The sequence below is a fragment of the Acinetobacter sedimenti genome (assembly GCF_022601685.1).
Classification (GTDB): Bacteria; Pseudomonadota; Gammaproteobacteria; order Pseudomonadales; family Moraxellaceae; genus Acinetobacter; species Acinetobacter sedimenti.
In genome coordinates, this window is the sequence record NZ_JAKUML010000014.1 from 60,943 (window position 1) to 74,501 (window position 13,559).

At 41.3% G+C, this 13,559-nt stretch carries 12 protein-coding genes; 3 read left to right on the forward strand and 9 right to left on the reverse strand.

Annotation, left to right across the window (positions count from 1 at the left end; genetic code table 11):
* Nucleotides 1-196 precede the first annotated feature (196 nt).
* Both MKI79_RS09340 and mutS read right to left on the reverse strand, forming a co-directional pair.
* On the reverse strand, nt 197-652 hold the full coding sequence (locus tag MKI79_RS09340) for a hypothetical protein (RefSeq protein WP_241572554.1): 456 nt from the start codon (nt 650-652) through the stop codon (nt 197-199).
* On the reverse strand, nt 653-3,313 hold the full coding sequence (mutS, locus tag MKI79_RS09345) for a DNA mismatch repair protein MutS (protein ID WP_241572600.1): 2,661 nt from the start codon (nt 3,311-3,313) through the stop codon (nt 653-655).
* Nucleotides 3,314-3,538: 225 nt separating this feature from the next.
* Between mutS and MKI79_RS09350 the strand changes: the two genes are divergently transcribed.
* The 3 genes from MKI79_RS09350 to MKI79_RS09360 are packed head-to-tail and all read left to right on the forward strand — an operon-like array spanning nt 3,539 to nt 5,334.
* Entirely contained in the window at nt 3,539-4,108 is a 570-nt protein-coding gene (locus MKI79_RS09350; RefSeq protein ID WP_241572558.1) for a nuclear transport factor 2 family protein, read from the forward strand.
* Entirely contained in the window at nt 4,081-4,584 is a 504-nt protein-coding gene (locus MKI79_RS09355) for a chalcone isomerase family protein (RefSeq protein ID WP_241572561.1), read from the forward strand. Before MKI79_RS09350 ends, MKI79_RS09355 begins: the two co-directional genes overlap by 28 nt.
* 51 nt (nt 4,585-4,635) lie before the next feature.
* Nucleotides 4,636-5,334 (forward strand): response regulator transcription factor, encoded by a 699-nt coding sequence (locus tag MKI79_RS09360; protein WP_241572563.1) that lies wholly within the window; start codon nt 4,636-4,638, stop codon nt 5,332-5,334.
* A gap of 27 nt (nt 5,335-5,361) precedes the next feature.
* Here MKI79_RS09360 and MKI79_RS09365 read toward each other — a convergent pair whose 3' ends face one another.
* The 7 genes from MKI79_RS09365 to MKI79_RS09395 all read right to left on the reverse strand — a co-directional run bounded on the left by MKI79_RS09365 (nt 5,362) and on the right by MKI79_RS09395 (nt 13,256).
* The gene (locus MKI79_RS09365; RefSeq protein ID WP_241572565.1) at nt 5,362-6,708 is read right to left on the reverse strand and encodes a sensor histidine kinase; all 1,347 of its coding nucleotides are present in this window, start codon (nt 6,706-6,708) and stop codon (nt 5,362-5,364) included.
* A 104-nt stretch (nt 6,709-6,812) separates the two neighbouring features.
* Nucleotides 6,813-7,856, reverse strand: a complete 1,044-nt coding sequence (locus MKI79_RS09370) for an SAM-dependent methyltransferase (RefSeq protein ID WP_241572567.1) — start codon at nt 7,854-7,856, stop codon at nt 6,813-6,815.
* A 41-nt stretch (nt 7,857-7,897) separates the two neighbouring features.
* A complete protein-coding gene (locus tag MKI79_RS09375; protein ID WP_241572569.1) occupies nt 7,898-8,683 on the reverse strand; it encodes a DUF1295 domain-containing protein in 786 nt (261 codons plus the stop codon).
* Between the two features lie 79 nt (nt 8,684-8,762).
* Complete coding sequence (locus tag MKI79_RS09380) at nt 8,763-10,013, reverse strand: SAM-dependent methyltransferase (RefSeq protein ID WP_241572572.1); 1,251 nt, start codon at nt 10,011-10,013, stop codon at nt 8,763-8,765.
* 6 nt (nt 10,014-10,019) lie between these two features.
* Entirely contained in the window at nt 10,020-10,937 is a 918-nt protein-coding gene (locus MKI79_RS09385) for a DUF1365 domain-containing protein (protein ID WP_241572573.1), read from the reverse strand.
* Complete coding sequence (locus tag MKI79_RS09390) at nt 10,927-12,261, reverse strand: NAD(P)/FAD-dependent oxidoreductase (protein ID WP_241572576.1); 1,335 nt, start codon at nt 12,259-12,261, stop codon at nt 10,927-10,929. Before MKI79_RS09390 ends, MKI79_RS09385 begins: the two co-directional genes overlap by 11 nt.
* On the reverse strand, nt 12,258-13,256 hold the full coding sequence (locus MKI79_RS09395; protein WP_241572577.1) for an acyl-CoA desaturase: 999 nt from the start codon (nt 13,254-13,256) through the stop codon (nt 12,258-12,260). Before MKI79_RS09395 ends, MKI79_RS09390 begins: the two co-directional genes overlap by 4 nt.
* Nucleotides 13,257-13,559: the final 303 nt, after the last annotated feature.

Here is a 13,559-nt window from a genome sequence, read left to right on the forward strand (position 1 = left end):
CCGTTATTGTGTTCAGTTCGGTAACTCTGTTTAGATTTATATAATTTCCATTCTGAAAGACTTTACCGAGTTTTTATTGATTTGAATATTGATGTTTTTATAGACAACGTAACAATTTATAACTCATCTTATAACTCATCTTATAACTCACCCGACGATCACCCAAAATTACTCAGAAAAAATTTATATGATACCGCTAGATTCGTGTATTTTTATGCCACATCAAATCTGCGATTAAACTGGATTCGATGGTTAAGTGACTCGCTTTAATTGTCTGATTGATGAATTGTTCAAAGGCATTTTTATCTTTACCTGACCAATAAATACTTGGCAATAATATAAAAAGCTGTGCTCCTGCATAAAGCACATAACTGCCCTGTCCACCAAGCTCGATCCGATCAATATCTTGCCAACGGATTTGGTAGTGTCCACGCAGACAACGATGTGAAATGAAACCATCACTCACCTCATAAGTCCCCGCACTCATCACCATGTAGCAAGCGATTAAATTCAAGAAAATTAGAAATAATACAGGTGCATACTGTCCTGCATAAAAAGCACTGATCAAATTTAAACTAAAGAAAAACAACCCAAACAATCCGACATTACGAAGTATCGCAACGGAAACCGTCAGAGTTTGCTGTAATGGCATTTATTTTATCTGCTGTTTCAGTTGATAGAGCATATCTAAGGCTTGACGTGGCGTGAGATCATCCAATTGTAAATTTGATAATTGCTGTTCAATCTCTTGATATTTCTCTAACAACACTTGATCGGCAATATGATTCTCCGCTAAATTATTTTCCACGAATGATGATTGCTCTGCGAATTGAGGTTCTGCAAAAAGATCGTTTTGTACTTGTAGCGGTGTTGCCTGTGCTTGATGAATCTCAAGTTCAGAGAGTTTTTTCTGTGCAGATTTAACGACATTTTGTGGAATCCCTGCAAGTTTCGCCACTTGTAAACCATGACTTTTACTGGCTGGACCATGTTGGACTTTGTGCAATAAAATCAATTGTCCTTTGATCTCTTTTGCCACCACATGATAGTTATCAATCGCAGACTCAGCACCCAACTCAGTCAATTCAAAATAATGCGTCGCAAACATACATAAGCATTTGATACGTTTGGCGAGATCAAGCACACACGCCCACGCCAACGATAAACCATCATAGGTACTGGTACCACGCCCGACCTCGTCCATCAGCACTAAAGACTGACTGGTGGCATGATGTAGAATTTGCGCTGTTTCGGTCATTTCGACCATGAAAGTTGACTTGCCTGACGACAAATCATCTGCCGAACCAATCCGAGTAAAGATACGATCAATACTACTCATTTTGGCAACTTCCGCAGGGACAAAGCTACCACAATGCGCAAGTAGCACGATCAATGCCGTCTGACGCATATAGGTCGATTTCCCGCCCATATTCGGCCCTGTGATGATCGCCAAACGATGCTGTGCATCAAGATGAGTATCATTGGCGGTATATGGTGTTTTGATCAAAGCTTCAACCACAGGATGACGACCACCTTGAATATGAATGCCAGTTTCAAGCTGAAAATCAGGACGTTGCCAATGGTGCATGCGAGCTTGCGTCGCCCAGTTGGCGTAAACATCCAAATCGGCAATCGCTCGGCTCATGATTTGTAATGGCACAATTTCGTCACGAAGCTCTTGCAGAAGCAATTCATAGAGCTGTTTTTCACGGTTCAGCGCACGTGCTTCACTGGAGAGTACTTTATCTTCAAAAGATTTGAGCTCAGGTGTGATGTAACGCTCAGCATTTTTTAAGGTTTGGCGACGGATAAAGTGTGCAGGTGCCTGTGCGGCTTGCGCACGAGAAAGCTCGATATAGTAGCCACTGACTCGGTTATAGCCGATTTTTAAGTTGGCAATGCCTGAGGCTTCCCGCTCTTTGACTTCGAGATCAATGAGGAATTGCCCTGCATGATCACGAATCTGACGTAGTTCATCCAGCTCATCATCAAAGCCTTCAGCAATAACGCCACCTTCACGCAGTAATACAGGCGGTAATTCAACAATCGCTTGATTCAGCCGATCATAAATATGCTGAAATTGACCAAGTTCGCTTGCAATACGAGTCAGTGCAACATCACCATTTTGCAAAGTCGCTTTTAAAGCATGTTGTAGAAACGGCAACTGACCACACGCCTGACGCAATTGCACAATATCACGTGGACGAGCCGTGCCTAAACCAATCCGTGAAAGTACCCGTTCAATATCGCCAATCTCACGCAATACCAAACGCAGTGGCTCTTCATGGAAGCCATCTTTGATGGTTTGTACCGCATTTAGACGCTCATTGAGTAATGCACTATCACGAATCGGCTGGGTAAGATGTCGTGCAAGCAGCCGTGAACCCATTGCTGTTTTACATTGATTAACCAAATCAAATAGCGATGTGCCATGCTCAAAGAGTGGCTCAATAATCTCTAAATTCCGTCGTGTAATCGGATCAAGCGCAATAAATTGATCGGATTGCTCCACTTTGATACTGGTGATATGCGGTAACGCTGTTTTCTGCGTTTCCCGTGCATAATGAATCAGCGCCGCCGCCGCCGCTTGGGCAAGCTCTAACTGATCCAAGCCAAAACCTGCTAATGACTTCACACCAAATTGATCGCATAAGGTTTGATAGGCATTTTTAATATTAAAATCGACATTCGGGCGCTGTGTAGTTGGACAGTCCAGTTGTGCTTCGATCTGAGCAAATAACTCTCGATCTACCATCGACTCATCGACAATCACTTCATTTGGCGCAATGCGTGCCATTTCTAATATCATTTGATCAGGGTGTAAAGCTTGCTGTTGTACTCGGAATAGCCCTGCGCTGAGATCGAGTACCGCAATACCGATTTGACCTTGTTTAATCGCAATCGAAACGAGATGATTATTTTGACTACTTGCCAACAACGCATCGTCAGTCAAGGTACCTGGTGTTAATACACGAACAACCTTACGCTCGACTGGCCCTTTACCTGTAACCTCACCAACTTGTTCACAGATTGCTACGGTTTCCCCTGCTTTAATCAAGCGTGCAAGATAACCTTCTGCGGCATGATATGGCACACCTGCCATCGGGATCGGCTCGCCATTTGACTTACCACGATGCGTAAGGGTAATACCAAGAATTTTAACCGCACGCTGAGCATCATCAAAGAACAACTCATAAAAATCTCCCATGCGATAAAACAATAACGCTTTGGGATATTGCGCTTTGACTTGCAGAAATTGTTGCATCATCGGCGTATGGGATTCGATATTTTGTAGTGCTTGTTGTATATCCATCGATACGCCCTGCTTGTTTTCATCAAAAAAAATCAACGGCTCATTATAGCGAAGCCCATACAAAAATCCACGCTCCACAATATGTGAAATCGGCATTTGATACTGCTGATACTTCGCTTTACACAACATTTACTTTCTTAAATATTCACATTGACTTCACAACGAGCAAGATAGTTTATATTGATTGATTCAAATTATTTATTTTAATTGGACACTGAGGTCATCATGAAAGCTTTTATTACGTCTGCACTAGGTATTGTTGCACTGCTGAGCTTCAGTGGATGCAATAGCACGGCGAGCTACACGCAAAGTTATAGCCAAGCAAAATCCAAAATCACAGGGGTCAACCTAAACCAACAACAAGCCAATGCTGTCGGTGAACGCTTTGTGGCCAGTTTTAATACACTCGGGACAGCAGAATTCGTTGAAAAAGCATCAGCCATGTACGCCGACCAACTGTATATCAATGACACGCTATCGCAGTTTTCCAACAAAAATGATCTGATCGAACACTTCAAAGGCATGAACGATCATGTCAGTAATGTAGACGTGAAATTACTCAGTTCAACCTATCAAGGTGACACGGCGTATGTACATTGGTTTATGGGCTATGACTTCAAAATGTTTGGACGCACCAAGACCATGTCGTCTTATGGCATCAGCGAAATTAAAATCAATCAAAATAATCAAATCATTTTCCAACAAGATTATTGGGATCCGGCCAACGGTTTGTATCGTAAAATTCCTTTAGTTGGAGGGTTATATCAATGGGTATTGCCATTCAAAAACCCCTAATCTTACTCATCACTAGCAGTATTTTCGTTGTTCCCCATTCAGCGCATGCAAGTACGCTTAAAAAATGCGCTGAAGCACCACTTACTGTTAGCAAAAAAAACGTTGGCAAAGTGCAATACGCCGCAGAACAGTGCGGAAAAAGTTGGCATAAGCAAAGCATTGAGCTTGAGTTTAGCTATACTGAAAATATCCCCGCTTGGGCATTTCGCCGTGCAGCCAATCATTTTTTGAAGAAAAATATCGCTTCAAAAACTGAGCTTAATGCATTGATGCCGATTAATCGTCATTACAGTCAAGTAAAAAATGGCGATGTCTATCGATTGCGCTATGACCATCCAAGTACGTCTTTGCGTTTATTTTTGAATGGTCAGCAGATCGCATACATAAAAAATCAATATGCAAATCAGTATTTTAAAATATGGTTTGGTTCTGAACCTTTTAGTGATACATTAAAACGACAATTACTCAATCCTTAAATTAGGGTCTGTTGACATTTCAAGAGACCCCAAAACACTGAAATAACAGCTATGACGCAACACTTTATCTTGCTCGTCGAGGATCATATCGAGCTGGCATTAACGCTAAGTGAATACTTAGAACAACATCAATTCGTGGTTGATTATGTTCGCAATATTGAGTCAGCAAAAAGTCTGATTGAAAAAAATATTTATCAACTTTTATTGTTTGATATCAATCTGCCTGATGGCTCAGGCTATGACCTTTGTCAGTGGCTTCGTAATGATCAAGGCAACGATACTCCTGTGATTATGCTCACGGCGAGAGATACTTTGGAAGATAAAATCTGCGGATTTGATCATGGGACCGATGATTATTTGGTCAAACCGTTTGATTTTAAAGAGCTGGTTGCACGTGCCAATGCATTGATCAAGCGGGCATCTGGTGATGTTTCAAAGCACATTCTGCAGATCGAAGATCTGACTTTGGACAGTAGTACGCAAACTGTATTCAGAGCAGGACAAAGCTTAGATTTGCCACCGATCCAATTTAAATTGCTCAAAGTTTTAATGCGTCAAAGTCCGAAGATTGTCACCAAACAAGAGATGATTATGGCGGTTTGGGGTGATGAAGAACCTGAAAGTGACGCCTTAAGATCACATATTTATAATCTACGCAAATTGGTTGACAAACCTTTTGAGAAAAAATTGATTCACACCGTCTCTGGCGTTGGGTTAAAAATTATTACTGAGCAATCACTCCAACCCTAGAAAATAATTGCATAGAAAATCTAAGCATTAAGTAAAGTAAATCACCACGACCAAGCCACGACTGTGTTGCAAACTCAAATCTTGATGTTGCGCAAGAAAACGATCTCGATCAAATAATTCAACTCGCCAACCAAGCTGTTTGCAAAGCTTATCGACCAATAATAATCCGATCCCATGCCCTTTGGCAGATTGGGCGAGTAAGCGAGTGATCTGTGGACTGCTGGAATCATTCTGATCCACGATACCTATGCCATTATCCGCAATGATGATCATTTTATCTCTTTGAATCACATCAACTTGTGTTCCTTGCGAATAATTCAAAGCATTACGCAGAATATTGCTGAACACCATTTTTGTCATTGCCGAATGTAGCTTACGTCGTTGTTCTTGACCGTCAAGCTGGTATTTGATTGCAATGCCCTTGAAGGTGCTGACATGATCTAAATCCGCAATCAAGCTTTGTACGATGTGAGACAAATATAAAAATTGATAGCTAAGCTGACTGCTTTTATTGCGTGAAATCGCAAGCAATGTATCCACCAAAACTTGCATATCATCAATGGTATTTTCGATAGCAGTCATGGCACGGTCACTGCCGAATTTGGCTTGACTGAGTTGCACATTGCCTTTTAATACGGTTAATGGTGTTCGTAGCTCATGGCTGACATCACTGATAAATTCTCGCTCTCGTAAGATCATTCGGCTCAGCATCAGATGATATTTTTCTAAAGCTTGTTTGAGATCGGCAGCTTCAATATTGTTATTGGTTTGAATCTCTTGAAATGGCGAAGTGTGGGTAGACTGCTTTGCCCAATTGATATTTTCCAAATCTATATCTTCTAAGGTATGCGCCAACCGGGTAATCGGTGAAAAATACCGTTTCGCACGACGATTTGACCACCACAAAAAACTGTATAGCACAAATAAGCTTAGCATCAGCGGTGCTAAACCAAATATCCACACCAGTTGATTGACATTACTTTCACCAAAGACCAACAACACATGCTGATCGCCACGCTCACCATAGACCGTCATGCGCTCTTTACCATCGACATAGATTCGATGTACACCCGATGTCAGCGAAACATTGCGAAACTGATCAGGTGGCACTGTGGTCGTCCAGCGATAACCGTATAGATTTTTGGTATCAGGTAAATTGGCATTGGCATCTCGATCAAGCCGAGTCCAATAATGTGCCATTTCTTGTTCTAATGCAGTTTTGAGCAGTGAACCTTTGATCACCCATGCGCTACAAGCAAGTCCGATAAATATCGACAAGGCAATCAACGCAATCTGTAGCCAATAGTAACGACTAAAAATAACCCCTAAACGATCATTCTTTTGTGGTATTATCTCAGTACGTTTACTGATCATGCATTATCTCGTTGCTTCAAACTTTAAATGTTAAACTTAGTCAGATGATTTGAATCATTAATTATTCGAATATACACGCAGTCTGTGATGATGTTTTCTTGAAACTAATTTTTTTCAAATAAGTAATGCCCAATCACCCACTCTTGACCATCATCTAAACCAAACAATTCGGCACATGCCATAAAGAAAATTCGCCATCTTTGCCACCAAATATTCGCATCCTTGCCGTAGACAGTTTTAAATAATGGTTTTAGCTGTGCCGCTTGATTGTCCATATTTTTTAACCACGCATTGGCAGTATGCTCATAATGCGTTCCATCCCATTGCCAATGATTGATCAGTTGTAAATCATCTTGGAAATGTAAAAATGTCGACACCGCAGGCATCAACCCACCTGAAAAGAAATATTTCGACATCCAATCATACTCATTATTGATTTCAAATGGATAATGCAAAAATCGGTGGCAAAAAATATGACACCACAGCTTGCCGTCTGGTTTTAGCCAAGATTGGATTTTTTGAAATAGCCGTTGATAGTTGCGCACATGTTCAAACATTTCCACCGATACCACACGATCAAAATGATTATGCTCCAACTCTAGATCATTGACATCACAAGTGATGATTTCAAGGTTTTTAAATCCTTTCAGCTCGGCCTGATGCAGTATATGCGCACGCTGTGTTTTGGAGTTGGACACAGCGGTGATTTTGGCATTTGGATAATGCTCAGCCATCCACAATGTCAGTGATCCCCAGCCACAGCCTAGCTCTAAAATCTGCTGACCATCCGTCAGCTCGGCTCGCTCGCTATAAATCCGCAATGCTTCAACTTCTGCCTCATCTAAGCTGACCTGATCATTAGCAAAAAAGCAGCCACTGTATTTCAGGCGCTCTCCGAGTACCGCTTGGAAAAACGCCGTCGGCAATTCGTAATGTTGCTCATTGGCTTTGTCTGTTTCGATGGCGATTTCACTGGCTTTCAGCATATTCAGCACATCCATATAACGTGCTGCGGCGAGTGTCGGATTGTCCCGTCCTTCTTGTTTCAGTCGCTTTCTACTCAGATGACGAATTGCCGATCGAATCGTAGTGTCAGGTAGTACGCCACTTTCGACGACTTTTAAAGCACTTTTAATCATTGTGTCCATCTTATTGATTGCCTTTTTGAGTTCAATGTTGTTGATTCGATTTAGGATTTGGTTTTCGGTTTCCATGGAATGAACATTGAGGTGCGTCGTTGATAGTCACGATAATTTTCACCACGATGTTTTAAAGCTTGTTGCTCGCTGAATGGAATACCCGTGATGTAATACAAAAACAAAAACATCAAGATCGGATAAATCCACAGCACGTAAAGCCCAGCAGCAAGTCCGATAATCGGATAGGCAAACCAATGTAACCATTCAAAAAAATAATTGGGATGACGAGAGTATGCCCACAAACCTTGATCCATAGTGCGTCCACGATTTTCCAGACGTTGTTTAAATCGATACAATTGCTGATCGGCAAGCACTTCTCCAACAAATGCAATCAGCATAATCACTGCAGCCACAATCATGGTCATTGGCAACCAAGCTTGCCACATCGATGCATCGGTATTGAGTAATGCATACATCGGATAAGAAAACAGTATGGCAAGTCCTGTTTGAAAAATAAAAAATAAAAGAAAGCCGATATGCTGAAAGCGTCCCATTGCTCGGCGCATATTAGCGTAGCGCGTGTCTTCTTCAGACTCTGAAAGATAACGACGTGCCAAATGCCAACTCAAGCGCACAAACCAAGCGCTACTCAACACAGCAAGAAAGATGCGTAAGCTTTCAGGTGCGCTGTCAAAAAACCATGCACAAAGTAAAATATTGACACTGATGCAAGCACTCCACGCCACATCGACAATCCCTGCACGACCATTAAATGTTGCGAACAACCACGCCAAAAACATGATGGCAAGATCAATATAAAATAATGTCCATAGCACCTGCTTGATCTCCAGTTGAGTAAATCATTTATGATCGTGAATTTATTCGCTTGTATATTAATGTTGAGAATGATGATTTTTAATATGCACTCGCTTCAAATAGCAAATGCACATCACTAATTACACCTTCCTCAAAACCACCCTCGCAATAGCACAAATAAAAATCCCACATGCAAATGAAACGCTCGTCAAAGCCCATCGCCAAGACCTGCGCTTTAGCTTCAAGAAAACGCTCCCGCCAAATATGAATGGTTTTTGCATAGCTTTGCCCGATATCATCGAGCTGTTTGAGTCGCAGTTGATGATTCGATGCGGTTTGTGTCATCACACTGATACATGGAATAAAACTTCCAGGGAAAATATAACGCTTAATATAATCAACCGTTTTTAAGGCTTTGGCATAGCGTGCATCTTCAATTGTAATCGCTTGAATCATTGCCAAACCGTTTGGTTTGAGTAGTGAGCGACATTTTTCAAAATAAGTCGAGAGGTAATCCGCCCCGACCGCCTCGATCATCTCGATAGAGACTAATTTGTCAAATTGACCGTTTAAGTGACGATAATCTTTCAGTTGAATATCCACACGATGACTGAGCCCCGCTGCCTTCACTCGTGCCACGGCTTCATCATATTGCGCTTGAGAAATGGTAATACTGGTCACTTGGCAACCGTAATGTTGCGCTGCATAGATGGCAAACCCGCCCCACCCCGTACCAATTTCAACCAAATGATCCATCGGTTGCAGTTGAAGCTTTTCACAGATGATTTTCTTTTTTAAATCTGACGCTTGATCCAAAGTCATCTGATCATCTTCAAAGACTGCACTGGAGTACATCATCGATTGATCGAGAAATAGCTTAAAGAAATCATTACTCAGATCATAATGTTCAGCGATATTTTTTTGACTACCGCTAATGGAGTTACGACGACTGCGATACCACAGCTTTAAAAGTGACTGACTGGCTTGACTAAACAGATTGTCATTGATGCGATCAAGCACATTACGATTGCGTGCCAATATCCGTACAATCTTTACCAAGTCATCGCTCGACCAATAGCCTCGCAAGTAAGCTTCTGCCGCACCAAGCACCCCTTGTTTTAAGATCAACTCAATCACGGCGCTATCATGGATTTCAACCACAGCGTGCAAGTTTTCAATCGTGCCATTTGAGGCACCTTCATCATATTGAGTATCTGTACTTTGTTGCCCAACTGTGCCTTGCCACAATCCAGTAAAGGTAATTTGACCATGACGCAGTCGATTCAAACCACGCAAGATAAATGGCAATTGTTTATTTTCACCATACATCAAGGCTTTGATATTATTCATGATCTTTTAATTTCCTGTGTTGTTTGGCGAGGATTTTTTGGGATGTTGATAAAACGGAATTTTCTTGTTCCAAAGTCGAAACGCCTGAAGATAAATCCCAAAAACCATTTTTAACGGTTCAAAAACATGATAGATAGCGTAGCGAGTCTGCTGTGAAGAAAGTGTGATTGGCTCAAGCTCAAAGCGCATAGTGGCGTCAAACAGCATGTCACCTGCCTCAAACAGCTTCATATGGATGATATTTTGTTTATTCGATACCCGAAAATGCCACTGATACTGCAAATTCATTGGCATAAATGGCGAGACATGAAATGCCTTGTCAAAATCAAATCGAGCATCCTGATCTGCTAATCGATTCAGAAATTGTTGTAGTAGCTGATTTGAAAATTGCTTTTCTGATTGAGTAGATATGTTTTGCCTAGCATTGTGCATTTTATTTGTAGCGATATCGCAGTCATGCACGTAAATTTTTCGCTCATTCCACGGTGTATTGGTGATTTCACTGAGAATAAATTTGAGTTGTGTAGTGGCATCAAACACATAATAAAACACCACGGAATTAAATCGAAAACCTAAAGTGCGAGGCAATGCAAGTACTCGAATTTGGTCATCTGAAGCTAGATTTTTTTTGATCTGAGTATTCGCATCTTTTTGATAATAAGTAGAAATTGCTTGATCGACTTTCTCTCGAATCGTTCCCTGATAAGCCGTTAGAAAATCACTGCCGTAAAGATTTAATACATTAAAACGACGATGTGACCACAGCGCCGAGCCTTGGCTAATTTCTGCCAACTGATCGGGATCAAAATATAAATAATGCAAAGTCGATTGAAAATGATGTTTTTTCGGCGCATAACGACGGTGACGTATCCATGCTTTGGCAATGGCGACGCGGGACAGCAGATTCAATCCATTAATAGGCATGCTCCTGATCCCACATCGCATCAATGGCATTGACCACGTTCAATGCGCTCTTGGCACCATCTTCATGAAAGCCCCAACCCCAATAAGCACCACAAAATGAACTGCGATGTTTACCGTTGATCTCGTGCCATCTTGATTGGGTGGCGATCGCCGCAGGATCAAATACGGGATGGCGATAATGTCGTTCGACAAAGATCTTTTTAGGATCAATGGCTTGATTTGGATTTAAAGTGGAGAAAATTTGCGTTTTGCACTTGAGGTTTTGCAGATTATTCATCCAATAGCTATAAGCATAATGAATCGGTGATGTATTTTGTCGCTTTGAGTTTGTCTCTTGGTCGTTTAAGGCTGAACTAATTTTCCGATTGTCATGCACATTATTTGCAGTGACATGTACATGCCAGCTTGCCCATTGTGAACGCTGTTTTGGCATGGTCTTGGTGTCAGCATGCACCACCATATGATTATCTTGATATTGAAATTGACCTAAAATCTCTCGCTCTATCTCGCTAGCATCAGCCAGCATATTTAAAGTGTCATCGGCATGACTGGCAAAAATCACCCAATCAAACACAAAATCTCCTGCTGATGTGCTAAGTAATGCTTGATCTGCTGATCGTTTGACGGAGTTCACCGCCACATTTTTCCAAGTTATCGACGGACATTGCGCTCGGATGGCTTGGATATAACTCGCCGAACCACCTCGCACCGTTTGCCACTGCGGACGATCTTTGAGTGAAAGCATACGGTGATGCTGAAAAAACTGAATCACGAATTGATAAGGAATCTGTGCCACAGACTGCCCAGTACACGACCAAAGCGCACCACACATTGGATACAGATGTTCATCACGAAAGGCTTGGGAATAGCCATGATCATTCAGATAATCATCAATGGTGTAATCGGCATCGATTTGCGAAACATTACAGTTGACATTGTCTTGATAAAATCGAATCAAATCCTTCAACATCTCTCGGAAAGACGCATTAAAAAAATTCTGCGGACGTGCCAACAAATAACGCTTTCTCGATGGGTTGTATTGTAGCCCAGACACCAAATTATTCACAGAAAAGCTCATATTACTGTGCTGTGATTCCACTCCAAGCTGATTGAGCATTTCTGAAAAAACAGGATAATTCAAGGCATTAAACACGATAAAACCACTATCAACAGCGATATTTTGACCGTCAATATTCAGCTGATGCGTATCGGTATGACCGCCAAAATAGTTATTTTTCTCAAATACTGTCACATCATGCGTTTTGGAAAGTCGCCATGCAGCATACATGCCTGATATGCCAGAGCCAATGATGGCAATCTTCATGGCGATTCCTGCTCTTGTATTGGCTGATGCGGATTTGTTAAATCGTGATCATGGCGATATTGATAGACTTTGTCAGGCACAGGATTCATTGACCACACCAAACCAAAATAAGACATGAGCTTTAAAATATAATAGCTCACATCTATTTGCCACCAATAAAATCCCTGACGCACACTACCTGCATAAAAATGATGATTATTATGCCAACCCTCACCCAAAGTAATAATCGCTAAAAACAGATTATTACGACTCTGATCATCCGTCTCAAAATCACGGTGACCATAACGATGCGCCAAAGAATTGATACATAAGGTTGCGTGAATCAACAACACCGTCGAAATGACAAAACCCCAAACCAAGAGCTGTACACCTGAAGTGTGCAGGCTCGGATAAGCCAAACTTAACCAATCACCCAGTACATAAATTGCGATCGCCGTCAAAAGAACAATCGGTAAACTAAAGCGATCTAACCAAATCAACTCAGGATATTTGAGCCAATCTTTGATCAAATCTTTTCGTGTAGAGAAATTCTGCTGATTTAGAAACCAGCCAATATGGCTATACCAAAAACCATGCTGTGAGGAATGTGGATCAATTTCCGTGTCGGTATGACGATGGTGCACACGATGATGCGCCGCCCACCATAGCGGACCACGTTGGGCACTCATGGTGCCAATTAGCAGAAAGAAAAACTGTACAGCTCGAGAGGTTTTAAAGGATTTATGCGCCAAATAACGATGAAAAAATGCAGTAATCGCAAACATTCGAATCATGTAAAACATCAACATAAAGGCGACGGCAAACCATGACACACCCACCCACAACACGGCAAGACAACTAATATGCAACAGGATAAATGGTATTATTCTAAGCCATTGAATATCAGATGACTTTGAAGATACAATTTTCGAGGATGAATTCACTTGCTGATCAGGCATATGCGTACCCGCATCATGTGACCAACTGTCTATCCACCTTAGAAAAAAACGTATCATTAACTGATCCTTGATCCCTTTACTTTAACTGATCCAAAAGCATGCATTTCTCAACACGATTATCCATTGTTAATATAGTCTTGTTATCATGAAATTTGTGTGAAGTCATCCCAAAGCCCTAACAAGATTTTGAAAAAGTGAGTTTCACTCAATTTGATTTGTATTTTGTATCCCTGCGATGAGGATAACTTATGGATACAAAATAGGATACAGACATATAATGTATTGAATAGCCACCGATTTTGTAGACACCTTTTAGTTAGATAAAATGGCTAATTAACGAGGTGCTTATGAGCAGTAAAC